Raw genomic sequence first — 22,154 nt, 5'->3', positions numbered from 1 at the left:
ACTGTTTGTAGAATCCAAACAATCCCCGACGACCCGGAGCCCCGATGGACCGTTTCGATGCGATGCAGGCCTTTGCCCGTGTGGTGGAGACCGGCAGCTTCACCAAGGCGGCGGAGACGCTGCACATGAGCCGCACCAGCGTCACCCAGTTGGTCCAGCAACTGGAAGCGCGGCTGCGGGTACGCCTGCTCAATCGCACCACGCGCAAGCTCAACCTGACCGCCGACGGCGCCGCCTACTACGAGCGGGTGATACGCCTGCTGGCGGAACTGGACGATGCCGAGACCAGCCTCTCCAGCGCCGCCCTGGCGCCCCGCGGGCGTCTCCGGATCGACGTGCCGAGCCCGCTGGCGCGGCTGCTGCTGATCCCGGCGTTGCCCGAGTTCCATGCGCGCTATCCGGATATCCAGATCGACCTGGGCGTGAGCGATCGGCTCGTCGACCTGATCGACGAGAATGTCGATTGCGTCATCCGCGGCGGCGAACTGCGCGACCAGTCGCTGATGGCGCGGCGGGTCGGCGACCTGCAACTGGGGGTCTACGCGGCACCGGCCTACTTGCAGCGCGCCGGCGTGCCGAGCCACCCGCGCGAACTGGAGGACAGCCACCAGCGCATCGTCGGCTTCCTCTGGGCGCGCACCGGCAAGGCCCTGCCCTACGCCATGCACAGGGGCGAGGAAAGCCTGCGGGTGGCGGGCCGCCATGTGCTGGCGGTGGACGACGGCAACGCCTACCTGGCGGCCGGGCTGGCCGGCCTGGGCATCCTCTGGCTGCCGCACTACATGGCGCGTGAGCCCCTCGCCCGCGGCGAGCTGCTGCCGCTGTTCGAGGACTGGAGCCTGGAGCCGATGCCGCTGTACCTGGCGTTCCCGCCGAACCGCCACGTCAGCGGCAAGCTGCGGGTGTTCATCGAGTGGGTCGCCGAACTGATCGCGCGGCATGCGCCGCCGTTGCATCCGCCGCTCTGAAACAAAGACGGAGGCGTATCCTGGAAAACCCTGGAGTAATGGTAAGCGGCCAGGGCTCTATATATGCCCCGCGATTATAAAGATGACTGATACGACCATAAGCCGGATATCCTGGAATTCAACCAAGCCGACATCGGAACGGTTTCCGAGCGATGAATGAAAGATTCACTCAGCCTTATATTCAGGACTGGTCAAACCGGATAACTTGAAAATCCGGATTTCGTTAACCCGATCACATCGATAGATGCACCAGCAAAGCACTCGCGCACTACACCCTGCACCTCTCTGAAGCAAGCCGAAGGCTCTATAGCGGCACTCCAGACCAAACTTTAGTTGGTAGAGAGAGCACTCCAACATCAATGACAAGTGAGGGGAATAGCTATCTATTCTGCTATCCATAAACGCTTCTTCATATTTAATAGCTAGCAGAAACGAATATAAAAAATATTTGAACGACTCCGTCACCCCTGCATATCTTTCGCCACGCGAACGATTAAGGAAGTTTCCCTCCCCAAACTGAAGGAGTCGATTCATGCATAAGAGAACGTACCTGAATGCATGCCTGGTTCTCGCGCTGGCTGCGGGCGCGAGCCAGGCCTCGGCCGCGCCCGGTGCGAGCGAAATGGCTGGCGACGTCGCCGTGCTCCAGGCTTCTCCGGCGAGCACCGGCCACGCCCGCTTCGCCAACCCCAACGCGGCGACCTCGGCGGCCGGCATTCACTTCGCCGCGCCCCCCGCCCGCCGCGTGGCCCGCGCCGCGCCGCTGGCGCCGAAACCGGGTACGCCGCTGCAAGTAGGCGTGGGCCTGAAGACGGCGACTCCGGAAATCGACCTGGCAACCCTCGAATGGATCGACACCCCGGACGGGCGCCACACCGCGCGCTTCCCGATCAGCGCCGCGGGGGCCGCCAGCCTACGCGCCGCGATTCGCCTGGAAACCCGCAGCGGCTCGCTGCCCGACGACGTGCTGCTGCACTTCGCCGGCGCCGGCAAGGAAATCTTCGAGGCCAGCGGCAAGGACCTCTCGCTCAACCGTCCCTACTGGAGCCCGGTCATCGAGGGCGATACCCTGACCGTCGAACTGGTGCTGCCGGCCAACCTGCAACCGGGCGACCTGCGCCTGTCGGTACCCCAGGTATCGTATTTCGCCGACTCCCTGTACAAGGCCGGCTACCGCGACGGCTTCGGCGCCAGCGGCAGCTGCGAGGTGGATGCGGTCTGCGCGACCCAGAGCGGCACGCGGGCCTACGACAACGCCACCGCCGCGGTGGCGAAGATGGTCTTCACCAGCTCGGCGGACGGCGGCAGCTACATCTGCACCGGCACCCTGCTGAACAACGGCAACTCGCCCAAGCGCCAGCTGTTCTGGTCGGCCGCGCACTGCATCGAGGACCAGGCCACCGCCGCGACGCTGCAGACCATCTGGTTCTACAACACCACCCAGTGCTACGGCGACGCCTCGACCATCAACCAGAGCGTCACCGTGCTGACCGGCGGGGCGAATATCCTGCACCGCGACGCGAAGCGCGACACCCTGCTGCTGGAACTCAAGCGTACTCCGCCGGCCGGCGTGTTCTACCAGGGCTGGAGCGCCACGCCGATCGCCAACGGCTCGCTCGGCCATGACATCCACCATCCGCGCGGCGACGCCAAGAAGTACTCGCAGGGCAACGTCTCGGCAGTGGGCGTCACCTACGACGGGCATACCGCCCTGACCCGCGTCGACTGGCCGTCGGCGGTGGTCGAAGGCGGCTCGTCCGGCTCGGGCCTGCTGACCGTCGCCGGCGACGGTTCCTACCAGCTACGCGGTGGCCTGTACGGCGGCCCCTCGTACTGCGGCGCGCCCACCTCTCAGCGCAATGACTACTTCTCCGATTTCAGCGGCGTCTATTCGCAGATATCCCGCTACTTCGCGCCCTGAGGCCAGCCAGGCTATCGATCGCGCACCGGCGAATAACCGCGCAGCGGTTATTCGCCCTACGCCTGGATCGGCGCGTGAAAGTGCAGCTTCTTTCATCGGTCCGGAACAGGTGCCAACGGCATTATCCGCCGTTTATCCCGCGCAGCGGTTATTCGCCCCACACCCGGATTGGCGCGTGGAAGTGCGGCTTCCTTCATCGGTCCGGGACAGGTAGGGCGCATAACGCCAACGGCGTTATCCGCCGTTTATCCCGTGCAGCGGTTTTCGCCCCACGCCTGGATCGGCGCGTGGAAGAGGGGCGTTATGCGCCGCCGCACGTTCAGTCCTGGCGGCTGGTGACTTCCAGCAGGTGGTAGCCGAACTGGGTCTTCACCGGGCCCTGGACCACGTTCAACGGCGCGCTGAAGACCACCTGGTCGAACTCGCGGACCATCTGGCCGGGGCCGAACGAGCCCAGGTTGCCGCCGTCGCGGCCGGAGGGGCAGGTGGAATGCTCGCGGGCGACTTCGGCGAAATCCGCACCACCTTCGATGGCGGTTTTCAGTTCGTTGCACTTGGCTTCGCTGGAAACCAGGATGTGGCGGGCAGTGGCTCGGGCCATGGGGAAATACTCCTAGGGTGAAACGGCAGAGCCTAGCAGACATCGACGCCAGCACCGACAGCCCACGACCAGAGGAGGCACTCGACAAGCATGGCGCGGGCTGCTTGACTCGCCGCCTTTGCGAATCCGGGAACGCCTTCCGATGAGCCAGACTTTCCACGGCAGTTGCCTGTGCGGCGCGCTGCGCTACCGCCTGTCGTCGCCCCCGCGGGCGCTCTCCCACTGTCATTGCAGCCAGTGCCGCAAGGCCCATGGGGCGGCATTCGCCAGTTATGGCAGCGTCCCCGTCGCGGACCTGCACATCGACCGCGGCGCCGACCTGCTCGTCGCGTTCAGCTCCTCCCCCGCCGTGCTCCGGCGCTTCTGCTCGCGCTGCGGCTCGCCGCTGTTCTGGTCGAGGAGCGAAGGCAAGTTCGCCGACTGGGTATCGGTCGCCCTCGGCAGCCTGGACACGCCCTTCCCAGCGGCGAAACAGAAGCATGTCCAGGTCGCGTCGATGGCCTGCTGGTACCGGATAGCCGACGACTGGCCGCGGTTCGACTGAAGTCCGCCCGCGATCCGCCGGCCGGTGCCTGTTTTTTCGCCGGCAAAGCCCGGGCCTGGGGTACCATGCCGCGCCCTTCGCCGCCGGTCCTTGCCGCCCATGTCCGCCACTGCGCTGTACACCGACCTGTCCCACTATTACGACCTGATGTGCGCCGACATCGACTACCAGGCGCAGAGCCACTGCGTGCGTCGCCTGCACCAGTTGTTCGGCAACCAGGGCCGGCGGCACCTGGACCTGGCCTGCGGTACCGGCCCTCACGTGAGGCACTTCCTCGATTTCGGCTATCGCAGCGCCGGCCTGGACATCAACCAGCCGATGCTCGACCTCGCCCGACAGCGCTGCCCCGAAGCGCACTTCAGCCGGCAGGACATGGCCGGCTTCCAGGTGGACGAGCCGCTGGACCTGATCACCTGTTTCCTCTATTCGATCCACTACAACGCAGGGCTGGAGCGCTTGCGCGCATGCCTGGCCAGCGTGCATGGCGCACTGGCGGATGGCGGCGTGTTCTGTTTCAACACGGTGGACAAGGGGCAGATCGACAATCGCTCGTTCGTCCGCCATTCCGTGGAGCATCGAGGCAGCCGCTTCACCTTCGGTTCCGGCTGGTACTACAGCGGCGAGGGCGAGCGCCAGGCGCTGCGCCTCGGTATCGAGAAAACCACGGACGGAACGACCCAGACCTGGGAGGACGAACACCCCATGGTCGCCCTCAGCTTCGCCGAGCTGCAGCACCTGTTGCAGACGCATTTCGAGGTGCAGGTCTTCGAACACGACTACGAACGGATCACGCCCTGGGCCGGCAGCTCCGGGAATGCCCTGTTCGTCTGCGTGAAGCGCTAGCCTCCGGATATCCTGGCGCAAACGTGACGATCAGGCTGGCACGGGCGGGGCAGCGTTTCACAGGGGGCTGCGGAGGATTCTTCGTCGCTTTCGGCACGCTGCGTCCGACCCGCTAGAGGCCTGCCTGGCCGACGATCCGTGCGCGCCTTCTCGGCTAGACCAAGGTCGCAAAGACCCCGCCGACCATCTGTGACACCTTCGCGCGCTTTTTTACCCCCCGCTGTCGAGAGTCACCGCATGTCCGCCCCGTTTTCCCCCCGTTCGCCCCGCACCCTTCGCGGCCTGGGCGCCCTCGCCCTGTGCGGCGGATTCGTCGCCCCGGCCCCTGCCGCCTTCCTCGAGGACGGCAGCGCGCGCCTGGAAGCGCGCACCGTCTACTTCAACCGCGACTTCCGCGACGGCAGCTCGGCCAACCCCCAGGGCGCCTCCAAGCGCGAGGAAGCCGCGCAGGGCTTCATCCTCGACCTGCGCTCGGGCTATACCGAGGGCGCGCTGGGCTTCGGCGTGGATACCCTGGCGATGCTCGGGATCAAGCTCGACTCCAGCCCCGCGGACAGCAACAGCGGCCTGCTGCCTTCCAGCGGCCACGATCCGCGTCGCTCGGTCGACCAGTACGCCAAGGCCGGCGTAGCCGGCAAGATGCGCTTCTCGCAGACACAGTTCGGGTACGGGGCGATGCTGCCGGACATGCCGTTGCTGAAATACAACGACGGACGCCTGCTGCCGACCCTGTTCCACGGCGCCCAGCTGACCAGCGAGGAGATCGCCGGGCTCAGGCTCTCCGCCACCCGCCTGGAGCGCTACACCGCGCGGGACTCCAGCGATGCCCAGGACATCCGCCTGCACTGCAAGAACAAACGCTACGCCTGCGACACCACCGGCAACCGCTTCGACGCCTACCAACTCGACTATCAGGTCAACGACGGCCTGCTGTTGCAATACGCCCAGGGCGGCCTGCGCAACGTCTATCGCCAGCGCTACCTCGGTGCCGTGGGCAAGCGGCAGCTCGGCGCCGGCAAGCTGAGCGCCGACCTGCGCTGGTTCGACAGCGAGGACGCCGGCGCGGCCCGCGCCGGCAAGATCGACAACCGCGCCCTCAGCCTGCTGCTCGCCTACGCCGAGGGCGGCCACACGCTCAGCGCCGGCTGGCAGCGGATGAACGGCGCCAGCTCTATGCCCTACCTCGACGGCAGCAATCCGTACCTGGCCAACTACCTGCAGGTGAACGACTTCGCCAACCCCGAGGAACGCTCCTGGCAACTGCGCTACGACTTCGACCTGCGCAGCGTCGGCGTGCCCGGCCTGAGCTTCATGACCCGCTACGTCAACGGCGACCATATCCGCCTGGCCAACGGCGACGAGGGCAAGGAATGGGAGCGCGACATCGAGCTGAAGTACGTGGTGCAGAGCGGCCGCTTCAAGGACCTCAGCCTGCGCCTGCGCAACGCCACCTACCGCACCGACTTCGAGCGCTCGGCGCGCGACGTGGACGAGGTGCGCCTGATCGCCAGCTACAACCTGTCGCTGTTCTGAGCCGTCGCGCCGGAACGCACACCGGCGCGACGCTCCGGCGGTTCAGACCGCCAGGGCGCGTTCGCGCAGCTCGACGTTGAGGATGCGGTCGTTCTCCGAGTAATCCACCGGGCAATCGATCACATGCACCCCGGGCGTGCCCAGGCAGCGCTCCAGCAACGGCAGGAAGCCCTCGGCACTGTCGACCCGGTGGCCGTGGGCGCCGTAGGCCTCGGCATAGCGCACGAAGTCCGGGTTGCCGTAGTCCAGCCCGAAGTCGGCGAAGCCCATGTTCGATTGCTTCCAGCGGATCATCCCGTAGCCGTTGTCGCGCAGGATGATCACCGTCAGGTTCATCTTCAGCCGCACCGCGGTTTCCAGTTCCTGGCTGTTCATCATGAAGCCGCCATCGCCGCACACCGCGACGATCGGCCGGTCCGGGTAGACCAGGTGCGCGGCCATCGCCGAGGGCAGGCCGGCGCCCATGGTGGCGAGGGCGTTGTCCAGCAGCACGGTGTTGGGCATGTGCGCCTTGTAGTTGCGGGCGAACCAGATCTTGTACATGCCGTTGTCCAGGGCGACTATGCCCTGCGACGGCAACGCCCGGCGCACGTCGGCCACCAGGCGCTGCGGATAGAGCGGGAAGCGCGGGTCGTCGGCGCCTTCGGCGACCTGCGCCTCGTTGGCCTCGCGGATCGCCAGCAGGCGGGTGAAGTCCCAGTGCGCGGTATCGTCCAGCGCCTCGCCGATCTGCCAGATGGCGTTGGCGATGTCGCCCACCACTTCGATCTGCGGGAAATACACCGGGTCCACCTCGGCGGAACGGAAGTTCACGTGGATCACCTCGGTACCGCCGCGAACCATGAAGAACGGCGGCTTCTCGATCACGTCGTGGCCGACGTTGACGATCAGGTCGGCCGCCTCCACCGCGCGATGCACGAAGTCGCCGGCGGACAGCGCGGCGTTGCCGAGGAAGCGCGGGTGACGCTCGTCGACCACGCCCTTGCCCATCTGGGTGGTGACGAAGGGAATGCCGGTCTTGTCGATCAGTTGCTTGAGGACCTTGGCGGTCATCTTGCGGTTGGCCCCGGCGCCGATCACCAGGATCGGGCTGCGCGCGGCGCGCAGCTTCTCCACCGCGGCGCAGATCGCCTTGTATTCCGCCAGCGGCCGGCGGCTCAGGCTCGGCGGGATGGGCAGGCTGTCGGTCTGCTCGGCGGCGATGTCCTCCGGCAGCTCCAGGTGCACCGCGCCGGGCTTCTCTTCCTCGGCCAGGCGGAACGCCTCGCGGACCCGCGAGGGAATGTTGTCGGCGGAGGCCAGTTGGTGGGTGTACTTGGTCAGCGGCTGCATCATGCCGACCACGTCGAGGATCTGGAAGCGGCCCTGCTTGGACTTCTTGATCGGCTTCTGCCCGGTGATCATCAGCATCGGCATGCCGCCCAGGTAGGCGTAGGCGCCGGCGGTGACCAGGTTGGTGGCGCCCGGGCCGAGGGTCGACAGGCTGACCCCGGTCTTGCCGGTGAGGCGCCCGTAGGTGGCGGCCATGAAACCGGCCGACTGCTCGTGACGGGTGAGCACCAGCCGGATCTGCGACTTGCGCAGGGACTCCAGCAGGTCGAGATTCTCCTCGCCGGGAATTCCGAAGACGTACTGCACGCCCTCGTTTTCCAGGCATTGCACAACCACATCGGCTGCCTTGGCCATCTGCGTTCTACCTCGGGTGGTGGCGGTTCTGACCGCTCGAACACTGCGCCCCTCGCGCCTCGCTGTCCAGCCCCGACCGGCCGGCGGAAGGCTCTGGCGCCGGCTTCGCCGGCAAGCGAACGCCGCTCCCGCCATTAGCGCAGCTGAACCCGACCACCCGATCATCAGCACAGCTAATAATTCATTCGCTGATTTCATGGTGAGGGCGGAGCCCGGATGGTAGAAATCCACCTACCGCTTTACGCGCCGCGCCCCTCCATCTCACCGAACCCTGAAGACGACCATGCCCGAGCACGCCCCGATCCTCCCCGTCATCGCCGCCGAGGTGGCCGCCCTCGCCCCCGGTTTCCGCGCCCTGAGCCTCACCGTCGAGGCGGCGCCGATCGTTCGTCCGGAAATCGCCGGCCGCGCCGTGGAGCGCGCCTGCCAGGCGCTGGCGCGTGGCGAACCGGACTGGGCCGAGGCGCACCTGGCAGCCTGGGCCGAGGCGTTCCGCCGCTTCGGCGCCAAGCCGCAGCGTACCCCCTGCTCCGCCGAAGCCCTGCGCAAACGCGCGCTGCGCGACGGCGGGCTGCCGAGCATCGACCCGGTGGTGGACCTGTACAACGCCATCAGCGTGCAATTCGCCATTCCGGTAGGCGGCGAGAATCTCGCCGCCTATGCCGGCCCGCCGCGCCTGGTGGTCGCCGACGGCAGCGAGACCTTCGACACCCTGAAGAACGGCGAGGCGGTCGACGAATCCCCCGACCCCGGCGAGGTGGTCTGGCGCGACGACCTCGGCGTCACCTGCCGCCGCTGGAACTGGCGCCAGGGCGTGCGCACCCGCCTGGATGCCAGCGCCCGGCGCATGTGGTTCATCCTCGAGAGCCTGCCGGAAATGCCGCTGGCGGCCCTGCACGAAGCGGGCGGCCTGCTGCTCGACGAATTGCGCCTGATGATGCCCGGCATGCGCGCCGACTCGCGCCTGCTGTGCGTGGCGACGGTACCCGCCGACAGCGTATAAGGACCCAGTCCCCGAGGAGAACAGAACATGTACCTGCCTTCGCATTTCGAAGAGTCCGACCCGCAGGCGCTGCACGCGCTGATCCGGGACTATCCGCTGGGCCTGCTGGTCAGCCACGGCGAAGCGGGCCTGGACGCCAACCACCTGCCGTTCGAGCTGAGCCCGGCAAAGGGCGCGCAAGGCACCCTGGAAGCCCATGTCGCGCGCAACAACCCGGTTTGGAGCGAGCTGCGCGACGGCGACGAGGTGCTGGTGGTGTTCCGCGCCGGCGATGCCTACATCTCGCCGCAGTGGTACCCGAGCAAGCAGGAGCACCACCGCCAGGTGCCGACCTGGAACTACCGGGTGGTCCACGCCCACGGCCGGGTGCGGATCCGCGACGACGAACGCTATGTGCGCGGACTGGTGGCCCGCCTGACCCGCACCCACGAGGCGACCCAGGAAACGCCCTGGAAAATGACCGACGGCCCCGCCGACTACATCGACGAGATGCTCCGGCTGATCGTCGGCATCGAAATCGAGATCACCCGCCTGGTCGGCAAGTTCAAGCTCAGCCAGAACAAGGAAGCCCGCGATATCCGCGGCGCCAGCGCAGCGCTGCTGGCCCGCGGCGAACAGGCGATCGGCGCGGCCATGGACGATTGCGCCGCCCGGCGCGACGGCTGAGGCTCAGGCCTCGCCCGGCTGCGGCCGGTGGTGGACGAACTCGACCACCGTGCCGTCCGGCAGCAGCGCATTGAAGCAGGCACCGGTGGGCGCGCGCGCCGGCCCGAAGATGATCTGCGCGCCGGCAGCCAGCAAGCGCCGGTGATAGGGCTCGATGTCGTCCACCAGCAGGGTGCCAGTGGTGCTGCGGAACGGCGCCAGCGCCTCGTCGCTGCCCTCCAGCAGGAGGAAGGCGCCGACTGCGGCGAGTGTCAGGCGTTTCTCGGGAAAGTCGAAGCGCATGTCGTGGGCGACGCCCTGCAGGTCTTCGTAGAAAGCGATGGCCGCATCGATGCTGCCCGGTTCCAGGTAGACACGGATGAACACCCGCGGCTCGGCGAAACCGGACGAGTCGTTGACGCGACGCCAGAGAAAAGGCTGGGACATGGCGCAGGACCTCCGCAGGTCAGGGCGAAAGGTCCGTTCTAGCATGCCGGCCGCGTCCGGCGAAACGCCCTCATTTCGTCGAGCGGACGTTGCCGTAGCGCACTTCTTTCGACGGCGGGTAGCCGTAGAAGGCGGTGTAGCACTTGCTGAAGTGGCTGGGCGAGACGAAGCCGCAGGCGACCAGGACCTCCAGCATGGTCAGGTCGGAATGTTGCAGCAGGCGCCGGCACTCGGTGATCCGCAACTCCAGGTAGTAGCGCACCGGCGTGGTTCCGAGCTGCTGCTGGAACAGCCGCTCGATCTGCCGCCGCGAGCGCCCCACGTAGTGGGCGAGCTGCTCCTGGCTGAGCGGTTCCTCGATATTCGCCGCCATCAGGTTGATCACTTCGCGCAGCGGCTCGCTCATCTTCTCGTGCAGGGCCGGGCGCACCCGTCGGTAGCGCGACTCCTCGAAGGCGAGGATATCCACCACCGCCTCCACCAGGTCGCGCCCGTGGCGCCGGGCGATCCACTCCAGCGCCAGGTTGAAGGCGCCGGTGGGGCTGGCCGCGGTCAGGCGGTCGCGGTCGACCATGTAGCTGTCGCTGGTCACCTGGCTGTTGCGGGCGATCTCGGCGAGGGCGGCGCGGTGCTCGGGATGGATGCAGCAGCGGTAGCCATCCAGCAGGCCGGCGTCGCCGAGGAACCAGGCACCGTTCCACAGCCCGGCCAGGGCGACGCCGCGCGACGCCACGTCCTGCAACGCTTCCCGCAGCGCGGCGGACGAGCGCAGGGGCGTGCGCAAACCGCCGCAGACCACCAGCAGGTCGAGTCCTTGCCGCGCCGCCGAGGCGAGCGCCAGGTCCGGGCAGATCAGCAACCCGAGGTCGCTGGTCACCGGCTCGCCGCTCAGGCTGAAGTTGCTCACCGCGAAGGACTCGCTGCGGATCAGGTTGGCGGTCACCAGGGTGTCCAGCGCCTGGGTGAAGGCCGGCAGGGAAAAGTGTTCGAGCAGCAGGAAGCCCACCCGTGCCCGTGCCGAGCCCCCCTCCCCGGCCCCGGTGAACCTGAGGTTCTGCCCTTGCAGGGCGGCGCTGAAACGCCTTCTTTCCATCGATTCGTGCCTCTTGTTCTTCTTGTTCCCGGCCAGCGGGCCGCGACGCCTGCCGTCGCGGCGAAAACCCCGGGCGCTCCATCATATGCGCAAGCCATGTGACTTGGCGCCTTCCTGGCGCGCCGGGGGAATATGCTCAAATACGCCCTCGGGGGGCTGCCCCTTTCGCACGCCACGGCGTCAGCGGAAACAGCGCGGACGAACGGTACGGAAACGCCCCGAAAAACCTGTAGACATATTGTCTAACAGAATCCTATAGTCATTATACAAACTGTAGACACAGCCCATGACAAGTAGAAAGGCCTCCATGAAAGCCCAACCCGACGTCGACTCGAACAGCGCCGATGCCCCCTTCGACCGCAAGGCGGTGCTGGGCGATGCGCTGCGCCGGCGGATCCTGAGCATGGAACTGGCGCCCGGCGCGGTCGTCGACGAACTCGCCCTGTGCGACGAGTTCGGCCTCTCGCGCCCGCCGGTGCGCGAACTGCTGCGGCAGATCGCCGCCGAGGGCTACATCGAACTGGAAGCCAACCGTGCGCCGCGCGTCGCGGCCATGAGCCACGACTCGCTGCACGCCTTCTTTCTCGCCGCGCCGCTGATCTACATCGCCACCACACAACTGGCGGCCACCCATGCCAGCGAAGCGGAGATCGAGACGCTCAAGGCGATCCAGGAAGATTTCCGCAAGGCCATCGAAGAGAAGCATGTGGAAAACCGCGTCATCCACAACGACGCCTTCCACCTGGAGATCGGCAGGATGGCCCACAACGACTACCTCATGCCCAGCCTGCGCCGCTTGCTGATCGACCATGCGCGGCTGGGCAAGATCTTCTACCGCCATCCGACCACCGACGACATGCAACGCGACCTGGAACTCGCCTGCGACCAGCACGACCAGATCGTCGATGCCATCCAGCGGCGCGATCCGGATGCGGCGGCGGACATCGTCCGTGCGCATTTCGAGCTGTCGCGCCGGCGCATGGCCGAGTACGCGGCGCCGGCCGGAGTGGAGGTGGCGCTGGTCTACGAGGGTTAGCGAGCCCCCCGCGCCACGGCCCCGCCCGAGAAGCGGAGGCGGTCACGCAGGGGATGGTTACCGGGTTCCAATAACAAGAGTCAGGTCCCTGCGATGACGAAAGTAACCCACCTTCCGGCCGACGACCGTTCCTGCGGCTGGTATCACCTCAGCCCGCCGCGGCGGCCGAAGCCGGCCCACTACGGCAGGAGCGCCGCCCGTTGGGTGGTGGTCGGCGCCGGCTTCACCGGCCTCGCCGCCGCGCGCCAGCTGGCGCTGCATTTTCCCGACGAGGAGATCGTCCTGGTCGAGGCCCAGGAAGTCGGCTTCGGTACCGCCGGGCGCAACGCCGGCTTCGCCATCGACCTGCCCCACGACATCGGCGCCGACGACTACATCGGCGACATAGCGACCGCCCGGATCGGCCTGAAGCTCAATCTCGCCGGCCAGTCGCTGCTCCGCGAACAGGTGCAGCGCCATGCCATCGACTGCCAGATGAAGGCCTGCGGCAAGTACCAGGCGGCCGTCGAGGCGCGCGGCGTGGCTGTGCTCGACGCCTACCGGCGCGGCCTCGATCGGCTCGGCCAGGCCTACGAGGTGATCGAGGCGGACGACCTCCCGGGACACATCGGCACCGCTTTCTATCGCAAGGCCCTGTTCACCCCCGGTACCCTGCTGGTGCAGCCCTCGGCCCTGGTCAAGGGCCTGGCCGACAGCCTGCCGGGCAACGTCAGCCTCTACGAACACACACCGATCACCGCCGTGGAATATGGCGACAGGACCCTGCTGAGCCATCCCCACGGCAGCATCCTGGCCGACCGCCTGGTCCTCGCCAACAACGCCTTCGGCATGAGCTTCGGCTTCCTCCAGGGGCGGATGCTGCCGATCTTCACCTACGCCAGCCTGACCCGGCCGCTCGATGCCGAGGAGCAGGCCAGCCTCGGCGGGCGCCCCTACTGGGGCCTGATCCCGGCCGACCCTTACGGCACCACGGTGAGGCGTACCCCGGACAACCGCCTGCTGATCCGCAACAGCTTCAGTTTCAACCCTGACGGACGCAGCGCCGGGAAGTACCTTGAGCGCTTCGCCGTACGCCATCGCGCCTCGTTCCGCCAGCGCTTCCCGATGCTCCCGGAAGTCGGCTTCGACTACACCTGGGGCGGCTCGCTGGCGCTGTCGAGGAACCACATGGGGCACTTCGGCGAGCTGGCGCCCAACGTCTATGGCGCCCTGTGCTGCAACGGCCTGGGGGTAACCCGCGGGACCGTCACCGGGAAGCTGCTGGCCGACTGGCTGGCGGGCGAACGCAACGAGCTGATCGACTTCCTGCTGCGCGCGCCCGGTCCCAGCGGCAATCCACCCGAACCACTCCTTTCCCTTGGCGTGAACCTCAACCTGAGGTGGGGGCAGTATCGAGCAGGTAGAGAAAGCTAGGCATCCCTAGGAACGCGCCCGCGGGCGCCGACTTCGATTCAGACGGCCATTGAAGACCGGAGCTGGAGAGCGTTCCAGCCTCGCGGATTCGCTCGGCCCGAATTCACCGGCAGCGGTTAGAACCAGGAGACAATAATGACAAATCCTACGACCTCGATCGAAGACGTACCCCTCAACGCCTTCCACCGGCTGTTGACCCTGCGCTCCGGCGGCGGCTCCTTCGTCGACGGCTACGTGCTGAGCATCATCGGGGTGGCGATGCTGCAGATGACCGCGGCATTGCAACTGAGCAGTTTCTGGCAGGGCATGATCGCCGCCTCGGCGCTGGTCGGCATCTTCTTCGGCGGTTTCCTCGGCGGCTGGCTGACCGACCGCCTGGGCCGCCGCAGGCTGTTCTTCGTCGGCCCCAGCCTGTTCGTCCTCGCTTCCCTGGCGCAGTACGGGGTCGACTCGGCGGCGGCGCTGTTCGTCCTGCGCTTCCTGATCGGCGTGGCGGTGGGCATCGAGTACCCGGTCGCCACCGCCTTGCTGGTGGAGTTCCTGCCGAAGAAGTATCGCGGACCGCGCCTGGCCACCCTGACCATCCTCTGGTTCGCCGGCGCCGCCTTCGCCTACCTGGTCGGCGACCTGATCCTGCGCAGCGGCGGCGAGGACGCCTGGCGCCTGGTACTGGCCAGCACCGCGGCGATCGGCGCCGTGCTGTTCCTGCTACGCATCGGTACCCCCGAGTCGCCGCGCTGGCTGCTGAGCAAGGGCCGCGACGCGGACGCAGAACGGGTCATCCGCCAGGTCTACGGCGAAGCCTTCTCGCTGGCGAACCTGCCCGAACAGGCGCTGGAACGGAAGGTCACCATCTGGCACCTGCTCTACGCCGGCTACGGCAAGCGCATGCTCTTCGTCACCCTGTTCTGGACCTGCTCGGTGATCCCCGTGTTCGCCGTCTACGCCTTCGCGCCCAAGGTGCTGCTGGCGCTGAACCTGAAGGGCGACTGGGCCTCCTACGGTTCGGTGGCGATCACCCTGCTGTTCGTCATCGGCTGCATCATCGCCACCCGCCTGATCAACCGCATCGGCCGGCGCTGCATGCTGCTGCACAGCTTCCTCTGGTCCGGCCTGGCGCTGCTCGGGCTGGGCGTCTTCCACGCCGGCTCGGAGGCGACCATCCTCGGGCTGTTCGGTGCCTACGCGCTGTTCATCGGCGGCGCCCAGGTGCTGCAACTGGTCTACCCGAACGAACTGTTCCCCACCGAGATCCGCGCCTTCGCGGTCGGCGTCGGCACCTCGTTATCGCGCGTCGGCGCCGCGGTGGGCACCTACCTGGTGCCGCTTTCCCTGGAAACCCTGGGTACCGCCCAGACCATGTACGCCGCCGCGCTGGTGACCCTGCTCGGGCTGCTCGTGACCTGGGCCCTGGCGCCGGAAACCCGTTCGCTGAACCTGCAGCAGGCGGCTTCGCTCACCTGAACCACCCGCCGCGGCAGCGTCCGCCGGGTGCGCCGCGGCCCAGCGTCCCACAGGAGGAAACCCCGTGAAATTCGAAGGTATCTATACCCCCGCCATCACCCCGCTGAGCGCCGACGGCAGCATCGACACCCAGGCCTTCGCCGAGGTCCTGGAGTTTCTCGTCGAGTCGAAGGTGCACGGCATCGTGATCGGCGGCTCCACCGGCGAGTACTACGCGCACACCGCCGAGGAACGCCTGGCCCTCGCCGCCCACGCCAGCGAAGTCATCGCCGGGCGCCTGCCGCTGGTGGTGGGAACCGGCGCGATCCGCACCGAGGACTCGCTGGCCTACGCCGAAGCCGCCCGCGCCATCGGCGCCGACGCCATCCTGGTCGGCTCGCCGCCCTACGCGCTGCCGACCTCGCGGGAGATCGCCGAGCACGTGCTGGCGGTGGACCGCGCCGCCGGCCTGCCGATCATGCTCTACAACTATCCGGCGCGGATGGGCGTGGAGATGGACGAGGCGTTCTTCGCCGCCGTCGCCGGCTGCCGCAACATCGTCGCGATCAAGGAAAGCTCCGGCTCCACCGCGCAATTGCACCGCCTGGCCTGCCGCCACCCGCGGATCGCCTTGTCCTGCGGCTGGGACGACCAGGCCCTGGAGTTCTTCGCCTGGGGCGCGCGCAGTTGGGTCTGCGCCGGCTCCAACTTCATCCCTGGCGAACACCTCGCCCTGTACCAGGCCTGCGTGGTCGAGAACGACTTCGCCAAGGGCCGGCGCATCATGGCGGCGATGATGCCGCTGATGGACTTTCTCGAAAGCGGTCACTTCGTCCAGTCGATCAAGCACGGCTGCGAGCTGGCCGGCCTGCGCGCCGGCGGCGTACGTGCGCCGCTGAAGGCGCTGGACGAGGCCGGCAAGGCGGCACTGGCGGAGATCGTCGCCAGGCTCAAGGGCGAGGTCGCGCGGATCGTCGAGGGTGGCCGCCATGACTGAGCTGCTGAGCCGGGAGGAATACGCGGCCATCGCCGCGACGCTGGACCTTCCCCAGCGCGCCTTCATCGACGGAGGGTTCCGCGATGCCTGCGGCGGCCGCACCTTCGCCTCGACCAACCCGGCCACCGGCGAGCTGCTGGCGCAGGTCGCCGCCTGCGACGCGGAGGACGTCGGGCACGCCGTGGCCAGCGCGCGGCGGGCGTTCGAGGACGGCCGCTGGCGCTCGCGCACGCCCGCCGAGCGCAAGGCGGCGCTGCTGCGCCTGGCCGAGCTGCTGGAAGAGCACCTGCTGGAACTGGCGGTGATGGAGAGCCTCGACAGCGGCAAGCCGATCCGCGAATGCCAGCACACCGACCTGCCGGAAACCATCAATACCCTGCGCTGGCATGCCGAACTGATCGACAAGATCTACGACAGCACCGCCCCGGTCGGTTCGGCGGCGCTGGCCATGGTGGTGCGCGAGCCGATCGGCGTGGTCGGCCTGGTGCTGCCGTGGAACTTCCCGCTGCTGATGCTCGCCTGGAAGATCGGCCCGGCGCTGGCGGCAGGCTGCTCCGTAGTGGTCAAGCCGGCCCCCGAGACCAGCCTGACCGCCCTGCGCGTCGCCGAACTGGCCAGCCAGGCGGGGATCCCCGCCGGAGTGTTCAACGTGGTCCCCGGCGGCGGCCGCGAGGCCGGCGAACCGCTGGGCCGCCACCCGGACGTGGCGATGGTCAGCTTCACCGGCTCCACCGCGACCGGCCGCCTGTTCCTCAAGTACGCCGCCGAGTCCAACCTCAAGCGGGTGGTACTGGAGTGCGGCGGCAAGAACCCGGCGGTGGTGATGAACGATGTCGAGGACCTCGACCTGGTGGCGCAACACGTGGTCAACGGCGCGTTCTGGAACATGGGCGAGAACTGCTCGGCGTCCTCGCGGCTGATCGTCCACGCCGAGGTCCGCGAGGCACTGCTCGAACGCATCGGCGCGCAGCTCCGCGAGTGGCGCATGGGCGACCCGCTGGATCCGCGTAATCGCCTCGGCGCGCTGGTCAGCCCGGCGCACTTCGAGAAGGTCCGCGCGTACCTCGACCAGGCCAGGACGGAGCGGTTGGCGGTGCGCTTCGGCGGCGCCACCGAGGCTGGCATCTTCGTCGAGCCGACCGTGGTCGATAGCGTCTCGCCGCACAGCCGGCTGTTCCGCGAGGAAATCTTCGGCCCGCTGCTCTCGGTCACCTCTTTTGACGACATCGACGAAGCCATCGCCCTGGCCAACGACACCGTCTACGGCCTCGCCGCCTCGGCCTACACCGGCAGCCTGCGCCACGCACTGCGCCTGTCGCGGGAGATCCGCGCGGGGATCGTCACCGTCAACTGCTTCGGCGAGGGCGACGCCTCGACGCCCTTCGGCGGCTACAAGGAGTCAGGCTTCGGCGGTCGCGACAAGTCGGTCTGGGCACACGACCAGTACACAGAGCTGAAGACCATCTGGATCGACGCTTCCTGAAGCTGTCCGGCCCGCAAGGGCCGGCACTCCCGCCTGGCGGCGAGACCGGACAACCGGGCCGGACAGGCGACCAAGTGCAGACAACACCCATTCTGCATAACGTTCCGTCGCTATGCTGCTGCCTCCACCCTTCCCTTTTCCGCCAGGAACGACACGGAGACTCATCCATGACGGACAACCATATCGATGTACTGATCAACGGCTGCGGCATCGGCGGGGCGATGCTCGCCTACCTGCTCGGCCGCCAGGGCCACCGCGTGGTGGTAGTGGAGCAGGCACGGCGCGAACGCGCGATCAACGGCGCCGACCTGCTCAAGCCGGCCGGCATCCGGGTGGTCGAGGCGGCCGGGTTGTTGGCCGAGGTGACCCGTCGCGGCGGGCGGGTCCGCCATGAGCTGGAGGTCTATCACGACGGCGAGCTGCTTCGCTATTTCAACTATTCCAGCGTCGACGCGCGCGGCTATTTCATCCTCATGCCCTGCGAGTCGCTGCGCCGCCTGGTACTGGAAAAGATCGACGGCGAAGCGACCGTCGAGATGCTGTTCGAGACCCGCATCGAAGCGGTGCAGCGCGACGAGCGCCACGCGATCGACCAGGTGCGCCTGAACGACGGCCGCGTGCTGCGTCCGCGGGTGGTGGTGGGCGCCGACGGTATCGCCTCCTACGTGCGCCGCCGGCTGCTCGATATCGAGGTGGAACGCCGCCCCTACCCGTCGCCGATGCTGGTCGGCACCTTCGCCCTGGCGCCCTGCGTGGCCGAGCGCAACCGCCTGTACGTGGACGCGCAGGGCGGGCTGGCCTATTTCTACCCGATCGGTTTCGACCGCGCGCGACTGGTGGTGAGCTTCCCCAGGGAAGAGTCGCGCGAGCTGATGGCCGACACCTGCGGCGAGTCGCTGCGCCGGCGCCTGCAACGCTTCGTCGGCGACGAGAGCGCCGAGGCGATCGCCGCCGTCACCGGCACTTCGCGCTTCAAGGGCATCCCCATCGGCTACCTGAACCTGGATCGTTACTGGGCGGACAACGTGGCGATGCTCGGCGACGCCATCCACAACGTGCATCCGATCACCGGCCAGGGCATGAACCTGGCCATCGAGGACGCCAGCGCCCTGGCCGACGCCCTCGACCTGGCCTTGCGCGACGCCTGCGCGCTGGAGGATGCCCTGGCCGGCTACCAGGCCGAACGCTTCCCGGTGAACCAGGCGATCGTCTCCTATGGCCATGCGCTGGCCACCAGCCTGGAGGATCGCCAGCGCTTCGCCGGGGTCTTCGACACCGCCCTGCAGGGCAGCAGCCGGGCGCCGGAAGCGCTGGGCGGCGAGCGTTCCTATCAGCCGGTGCGGTCGCCGTCCCTGGAGGCTCCGCGCGGCTGAGCCCTCAGGCGTCCTCGCGCAAGCGCAGCGGGTCCACCAGCCCGGCGGCGATGGCCATGCCCACCAGCTCCGGCAGGGTCTGGGCCTGCATGCGCTTCATCACCCGCGCGCGGTAGAGGTCGACGGTCTTCACGCTGACTTCCAGTTGCTCGGCCACCTCGCGGCTGGTATAGCCGCGCACCAGCGGCAAGAGCACGTCGCGCTCGCGCGGGGTGAGGCTGTCCAGGCGTTCGCGCAACCCGGCGTCGAGATCGCGGTGGCGGCGCCGACGGGCGTGGCGATCGAGGGCCTGCTGCACGCTGTCGAGCAGCAATTGTTCGTTGTAGGGTTTCTCGATGAAATCCACCGCCCCGGCCTTGAAGGCGCGCACCACGATGGGCACGTCGGCATGGCCGCTGACGAAGATCACCGGCAGGTCGATGCCGCGCGCCAGCAGTTCGTCCTGCACGTTCAGCCCGCCCATGCCGGGCATCCGCACGTCGAGCAGGACGCAGGCATGGCGGCCGCCCTCGCAGGCGTCGAGGAAGTCCCGGCCCTGGGTGAAGGGCCGTGCCTTGAGGCCGACCGATTCCAGCAGCCAGACCGTCGATTCGAGCATGCCCTGGTCGTCGTCGACCACGTAGACCAGCGCTTCGTCAGGCATAGCCATCCTTAACCTCCCGTGGCGCCGGCGGCGAGCGGCAGCCGGCAGTTCATGAGCAACCCGCCATCCGCCGGCAGCTCGGCTTCGAGGGTGCCGCCGAAGCCCTCGACGATGCTGCGGCTCATCGACAGGCCCAGGCCCAGCCCTTCCGGCTTGCTGGTGTGGAACGGCGTGAAAATGTGTTCCAGCTGATCCGCCGGCACTCCCGGTCCCTGGTCGCGAACCCACAGGCAGAGCAGCCCGCCGGGCTCGACGCGGCTACCGATGACGACCCGCGACGGCGAGCCGGGATGCGCCTCGCGGTTGGCTTCGATGGCGTTGCGCAGCAGATTGAGGAACACCTGTTCGAGCAGCACGCGGTCGGCATACAGCGGCGGCGGATTGTCGGTCATCGCTTCTTCCACCGCCACTTGCCAGTGCCCGGCTTCCCACGCGCAGAGGCCGATGGCCTCGCGTGCCACCTGGTTGAGGTCGAGCGCCTGCAGGCGCCGCTGGCCCTTGCGCAGGAAGGCGCGCAGGCGCTTGATCACCTCCGCCGCGTGGCCGGCGTGCTCGCCGATCCGCGCCAGCCCCTCGGCCACCCGCCCGGCGGCCTCGGGCTGGCTGCCGAGGACGGCCAGGTAACGCTGGCTGGCGCTGGCGTAGTTCATCACCGCCGCCAGCGGCTGGTTGATCTCGTGGGCGATGCCCGAGGCCAGTTCGCCGAGAGTGACCAGCCGCGCAGTGTGCGCCAGTTCGTCCTGGTGACGGCGCTGCTGGGCCTCGCGCAGTTCGCGTTCGGTCATGTCGCGGGCCACCAGCGAGTAATAGCGCTCCTCGCCGCGGCCGCGATGGGCCAGCAACACCAGCGAGACTGGCAGCGACGGACGCCCGTCCTGCGGTTGCAGGCGCCCCTCGCGGCTCCACACGCCGCCATCGCGCGCCTGTCGCCAACCCTCTTCGGCCAGCCGCGCCGGAGTGTCGCCGGCCAGCAGGTGTTCCAGCGCCGGCGCCTCCTGCCCGTCGGCGATGCCGAGGGCGGCGCGTGCCGAAGGATTGAGGTAGGTGACGCGGCCGCCATGCTCGACGAACAGCACCAGGTCGGTGTTCGCCTCGACCACTTCGGCCAGGCGCCGGCGGTTCTCCTCCGCCTCGACCCGCCGGGTGACATCGCGGGACACGCTGACCACCTCCACCACCGCCCCGGTGTAGGTCTCGCGGATCGCCCGGCTGGCGGTCTCGAACCAGCGGTAGCGGCCGTCGCGGTGGCGGATACGGTAGGTGATGGTCAGGTAGCCGTCCTGCTCCAGCGCTTCGCGCGCGCGCAGCGCCACCTGGCCGCGGTCCTGGGGGTGGAACAACGCCTGCGCCGGACGCCCGCGCAGTTCCTCCGGCCAGTAGCCGAGCAGGGTCCAGGAGGCCGGCGAGGCGTCGAGGAAAATGCCGTCGAGGGTATGCCGGGAAATCAGGTCGGTGGTGTTCTCGGTGATCAGCCGGTACAGCCGGCTGGCCCGCGCCGCCTCGCGCTCGCCGCGCAGGCTGGCGGTGGCGTCGCGGCAGCGCGCCAGCACCCGGGCCTCGGCGCTGTCGGGAATGAACTGCCAGAGCAGGATGCGTCCGTCGCACTCCGCCTCCACCTCGCCGAGGGCCCGCGCCTGCCCCAGGCTGGCGCGCACCAGTTGCCCATGGTTGGCCGGGAGGAAGGCGCGCCAGGCCTCGCGCGGCCGCTCGCCAAGCAAGGCAAGGAAGGCCTGGTTGAATTCCACTGCCTGCGCCTCGCCGTCGAGCAGCAGCGCGGGCTGCGGGTCGGCGGCGAGGAACGGCGCGGCGCGGGTGACGCCACGGGCGGCGGCGAGCAACGGTGCGAGGAGCAGGCCGAGCCAGTCCAGCGCGGCGCTCTGCGGCGTATCGCTGGCCACCAGCAGCAGGCCTTCGTCGCCGGCCTGCAGGTCGAGGGCGAAGGCCATGCCATGCTCCACGCCGGCACGCCGCAAGCGCGCGCCGAGCCAGGACGCGGAACGCCGCAATTCGTCCAGCGCCAGCCGGCCGTCGCGCGCCAGGCGCTCGCGCAACGCCAGGTCGCTGGCCCGGTTCGGCTCGCCGGCGCCCGGCGGCAGCGCCGGCGACGGCGGCACCGGGGTATAGGTCTGCGCCTGCGGCTGCCAGGCCAGGTACCAGGCCTGGCGCGTGCCCGGATGTTCGAGCAGCAAGCGGCGCAGTGCACCGACCCGCTCGACCAGCGGCGCGCCCTCGCGCAGCAGGCGCAGGAGGCTGTTGAGGGCAGGCGAAGCGGGAAGCGGACTCATGGGCGGAAGATGATCCTGGGAACTTATATGGTATTTATACTATAAGCTTATGGTTTAACTTCCATATATTTTTCATCGTTGCTATAAATCGCCCCAACCCAAGGAGCGCTTCGCCTGGTCCTTGGAAGCTGTTCACGATCTGCCGAGCCAGAGAAACCAGCCGTTTTCGACGCAGTCTCTCCGCGCGCGGCAGATCG

At 68.2% G+C, this 22,154-nt stretch carries 19 protein-coding genes; 13 read left to right on the top strand and 6 right to left on the bottom strand.

Features of this window, described 5'->3' with window-relative positions:
- The first annotated feature begins 44 nt into the window (after window positions 1–44).
- Window positions 45–968: a LysR family transcriptional regulator gene (locus M6E97_RS00530; protein ID WP_003093559.1), complete on the top strand. Its 924-nt coding sequence runs from the start codon at window positions 45–47 to the stop codon at window positions 966–968.
- Window positions 969–1,500: 532 nt separating this feature from the next.
- A complete protein-coding gene (piv, locus tag M6E97_RS00525) occupies window positions 1,501–2,889 on the top strand; it encodes a protease IV (protein WP_003110541.1) in 1,389 nt (462 codons plus the stop codon).
- 319 nt (window positions 2,890–3,208) lie between these two features.
- Here the strand turns inward: piv and M6E97_RS00520 are convergent, their stop codons facing one another.
- Window positions 3,209–3,490, bottom strand: a complete 282-nt coding sequence (locus M6E97_RS00520) for a peptidylprolyl isomerase (RefSeq protein ID WP_003093561.1) — start codon at window positions 3,488–3,490, stop codon at window positions 3,209–3,211.
- A gap of 142 nt (window positions 3,491–3,632) precedes the next feature.
- Here M6E97_RS00520 and M6E97_RS00515 point away from each other — a divergent pair, with 142 nt between their 5' ends.
- From M6E97_RS00515 to M6E97_RS00505, 3 genes are all read left to right on the top strand, one after another.
- Window positions 3,633–4,034: a GFA family protein gene (locus M6E97_RS00515; RefSeq protein ID WP_033989901.1), complete on the top strand. Its 402-nt coding sequence runs from the start codon at window positions 3,633–3,635 to the stop codon at window positions 4,032–4,034.
- A 99-nt stretch (window positions 4,035–4,133) separates the two neighbouring features.
- Complete coding sequence (eftM, locus tag M6E97_RS00510) at window positions 4,134–4,877, top strand: class I SAM-dependent methyltransferase EftM (protein WP_003093564.1); 744 nt, start codon at window positions 4,134–4,136, stop codon at window positions 4,875–4,877.
- A gap of 237 nt (window positions 4,878–5,114) precedes the next feature.
- The gene (locus M6E97_RS00505; protein WP_034064655.1) at window positions 5,115–6,410 is read left to right on the top strand and encodes an OprD family porin; all 1,296 of its coding nucleotides are present in this window, start codon (window positions 5,115–5,117) and stop codon (window positions 6,408–6,410) included.
- Between the two features lie 42 nt (window positions 6,411–6,452).
- Here M6E97_RS00505 and M6E97_RS00500 read toward each other — a convergent pair whose 3' ends face one another.
- Complete coding sequence (locus M6E97_RS00500; RefSeq protein WP_003093568.1) at window positions 6,453–8,096, bottom strand: acetolactate synthase large subunit; 1,644 nt, start codon at window positions 8,094–8,096, stop codon at window positions 6,453–6,455.
- Between the two features lie 283 nt (window positions 8,097–8,379).
- On the opposite strand from M6E97_RS00500, the gene M6E97_RS00495 reads away from it, so the two are divergent.
- Window positions 8,380–9,099 carry a B3/4 domain-containing protein gene (locus M6E97_RS00495; protein WP_023096439.1) on the top strand — a complete coding sequence of 240 codons (720 nt, stop codon included), beginning with the start codon at window positions 8,380–8,382 and terminating at the stop codon, window positions 9,097–9,099.
- 27 nt (window positions 9,100–9,126) lie between these two features.
- Complete coding sequence (locus tag M6E97_RS00490; RefSeq protein ID WP_003112977.1) at window positions 9,127–9,765, top strand: FMN-binding negative transcriptional regulator; 639 nt, start codon at window positions 9,127–9,129, stop codon at window positions 9,763–9,765.
- Window positions 9,766–9,768: 3 nt separating this feature from the next.
- Here the strand turns inward: M6E97_RS00490 and M6E97_RS00485 are convergent, their stop codons facing one another.
- On the bottom strand, window positions 9,769–10,236 hold the full coding sequence (locus tag M6E97_RS00485; protein ID WP_025921192.1) for a VOC family protein: 468 nt from the start codon (window positions 10,234–10,236) through the stop codon (window positions 9,769–9,771).
- Window positions 10,237–10,261: 25 nt separating this feature from the next.
- Window positions 10,262–11,284 carry a GlxA family transcriptional regulator gene (locus M6E97_RS00480; protein WP_003129343.1) on the bottom strand — a complete coding sequence of 341 codons (1,023 nt, stop codon included), beginning with the start codon at window positions 11,282–11,284 and terminating at the stop codon, window positions 10,262–10,264.
- A 307-nt stretch (window positions 11,285–11,591) separates the two neighbouring features.
- On the opposite strand from M6E97_RS00480, the gene M6E97_RS00475 reads away from it, so the two are divergent.
- The 6 genes from M6E97_RS00475 to pqsL all read left to right on the top strand — a co-directional run bounded on the left by M6E97_RS00475 (window position 11,592) and on the right by pqsL (window position 19,029).
- Entirely contained in the window at window positions 11,592–12,320 is a 729-nt protein-coding gene (locus M6E97_RS00475; protein ID WP_003101372.1) for a GntR family transcriptional regulator, read from the top strand.
- 93 nt (window positions 12,321–12,413) lie between these two features.
- A complete protein-coding gene (locus tag M6E97_RS00470; protein ID WP_009877094.1) occupies window positions 12,414–13,733 on the top strand; it encodes an NAD(P)/FAD-dependent oxidoreductase in 1,320 nt (439 codons plus the stop codon).
- Between the two features lie 135 nt (window positions 13,734–13,868).
- Window positions 13,869–15,197: an MFS transporter gene (locus M6E97_RS00465; protein WP_003129340.1), complete on the top strand. Its 1,329-nt coding sequence runs from the start codon at window positions 13,869–13,871 to the stop codon at window positions 15,195–15,197.
- Between the two features lie 64 nt (window positions 15,198–15,261).
- Window positions 15,262–16,173 (top strand): dihydrodipicolinate synthase family protein, encoded by a 912-nt coding sequence (locus M6E97_RS00460; protein WP_003093588.1) that lies wholly within the window; start codon window positions 15,262–15,264, stop codon window positions 16,171–16,173.
- Window positions 16,166–17,656, top strand: coding sequence for an aldehyde dehydrogenase (locus M6E97_RS00455; RefSeq protein WP_022580516.1), 1,491 nt, complete (start codon window positions 16,166–16,168; stop codon window positions 17,654–17,656). Before M6E97_RS00460 ends, M6E97_RS00455 begins: the two co-directional genes overlap by 8 nt.
- 167 nt (window positions 17,657–17,823) lie before the next feature.
- Complete coding sequence (pqsL, locus tag M6E97_RS00450; protein WP_031635727.1) at window positions 17,824–19,029, top strand: FAD-dependent monooxygenase PqsL; 1,206 nt, start codon at window positions 17,824–17,826, stop codon at window positions 19,027–19,029.
- A 4-nt stretch (window positions 19,030–19,033) separates the two neighbouring features.
- On the opposite strand, the gene bfiR is transcribed toward pqsL, so the two are convergent.
- The gene (gene bfiR, locus M6E97_RS00445; RefSeq protein ID WP_003129339.1) at window positions 19,034–19,678 is read right to left on the bottom strand and encodes a two-component system response regulator BfiR; all 645 of its coding nucleotides are present in this window, start codon (window positions 19,676–19,678) and stop codon (window positions 19,034–19,036) included.
- Between the two features lie 2 nt (window positions 19,679–19,680).
- Window positions 19,681–21,957: a two-component system sensor histidine kinase BfiS gene (gene bfiS / locus M6E97_RS00440; protein WP_034005645.1), complete on the bottom strand. Its 2,277-nt coding sequence runs from the start codon at window positions 21,955–21,957 to the stop codon at window positions 19,681–19,683.
- Window positions 21,958–22,154: the final 197 nt, after the last annotated feature.

It is taken from the genome of Pseudomonas sp. B111 (assembly GCF_026428275.1).
Taxonomy (GTDB): domain Bacteria; phylum Pseudomonadota; class Gammaproteobacteria; order Pseudomonadales; family Pseudomonadaceae; genus Pseudomonas; species Pseudomonas aeruginosa.
Note: the sequence above shows the minus strand (reverse complement) of the source record. Positions and strands in the feature narration are given on the sequence as shown.

Excerpts from the sequence above, each read along its gene's own strand:
- M6E97_RS00455 (WP_022580516.1), top strand. The coding sequence starts at position 16,166 with ATGACTGAGCTGCTGAGCCGGGAGGAATACGCGGCCATCGCCGCGACG.
- M6E97_RS00495 (WP_023096439.1), top strand. The coding sequence starts at position 8,380 with ATGCCCGAGCACGCCCCGATCCTCCCCGTCATCGCCGCCGAGGTGGCC.
- M6E97_RS00530 (WP_003093559.1), top strand. The coding sequence starts at position 45 with ATGGACCGTTTCGATGCGATGCAGGCCTTTGCCCGTGTGGTGGAGACC.
- bfiS (WP_034005645.1), bottom strand. The coding sequence starts at position 21,957 with ATGAGTCCGCTTCCCGCTTCGCCTGCCCTCAACAGCCTCCTGCGCCTG.
- pqsL (WP_031635727.1), top strand. The coding sequence starts at position 17,824 with ATGACGGACAACCATATCGATGTACTGATCAACGGCTGCGGCATCGGC.
- piv (WP_003110541.1), top strand. The coding sequence starts at position 1,501 with ATGCATAAGAGAACGTACCTGAATGCATGCCTGGTTCTCGCGCTGGCT.
- M6E97_RS00500 (WP_003093568.1), bottom strand. The coding sequence starts at position 8,096 with ATGGCCAAGGCAGCCGATGTGGTTGTGCAATGCCTGGAAAACGAGGGC.
- M6E97_RS00470 (WP_009877094.1), top strand. The coding sequence starts at position 12,414 with ATGACGAAAGTAACCCACCTTCCGGCCGACGACCGTTCCTGCGGCTGG.
- M6E97_RS00490 (WP_003112977.1), top strand. The coding sequence starts at position 9,127 with ATGTACCTGCCTTCGCATTTCGAAGAGTCCGACCCGCAGGCGCTGCAC.
- M6E97_RS00465 (WP_003129340.1), top strand. The coding sequence starts at position 13,869 with ATGACAAATCCTACGACCTCGATCGAAGACGTACCCCTCAACGCCTTC.
- M6E97_RS00485 (WP_025921192.1), bottom strand. The coding sequence starts at position 10,236 with ATGCTAGAACGGACCTTTCGCCCTGACCTGCGGAGGTCCTGCGCCATG.
- M6E97_RS00480 (WP_003129343.1), bottom strand. The coding sequence starts at position 11,284 with ATGGAAAGAAGGCGTTTCAGCGCCGCCCTGCAAGGGCAGAACCTCAGG.
- M6E97_RS00520 (WP_003093561.1), bottom strand. The coding sequence starts at position 3,490 with ATGGCCCGAGCCACTGCCCGCCACATCCTGGTTTCCAGCGAAGCCAAG.
- M6E97_RS00475 (WP_003101372.1), top strand. The coding sequence starts at position 11,592 with ATGAAAGCCCAACCCGACGTCGACTCGAACAGCGCCGATGCCCCCTTC.
- eftM (WP_003093564.1), top strand. The coding sequence starts at position 4,134 with ATGTCCGCCACTGCGCTGTACACCGACCTGTCCCACTATTACGACCTG.
- bfiR (WP_003129339.1), bottom strand. The coding sequence starts at position 19,678 with ATGGCTATGCCTGACGAAGCGCTGGTCTACGTGGTCGACGACGACCAG.
- M6E97_RS00505 (WP_034064655.1), top strand. The coding sequence starts at position 5,115 with ATGTCCGCCCCGTTTTCCCCCCGTTCGCCCCGCACCCTTCGCGGCCTG.
- M6E97_RS00515 (WP_033989901.1), top strand. The coding sequence starts at position 3,633 with ATGAGCCAGACTTTCCACGGCAGTTGCCTGTGCGGCGCGCTGCGCTAC.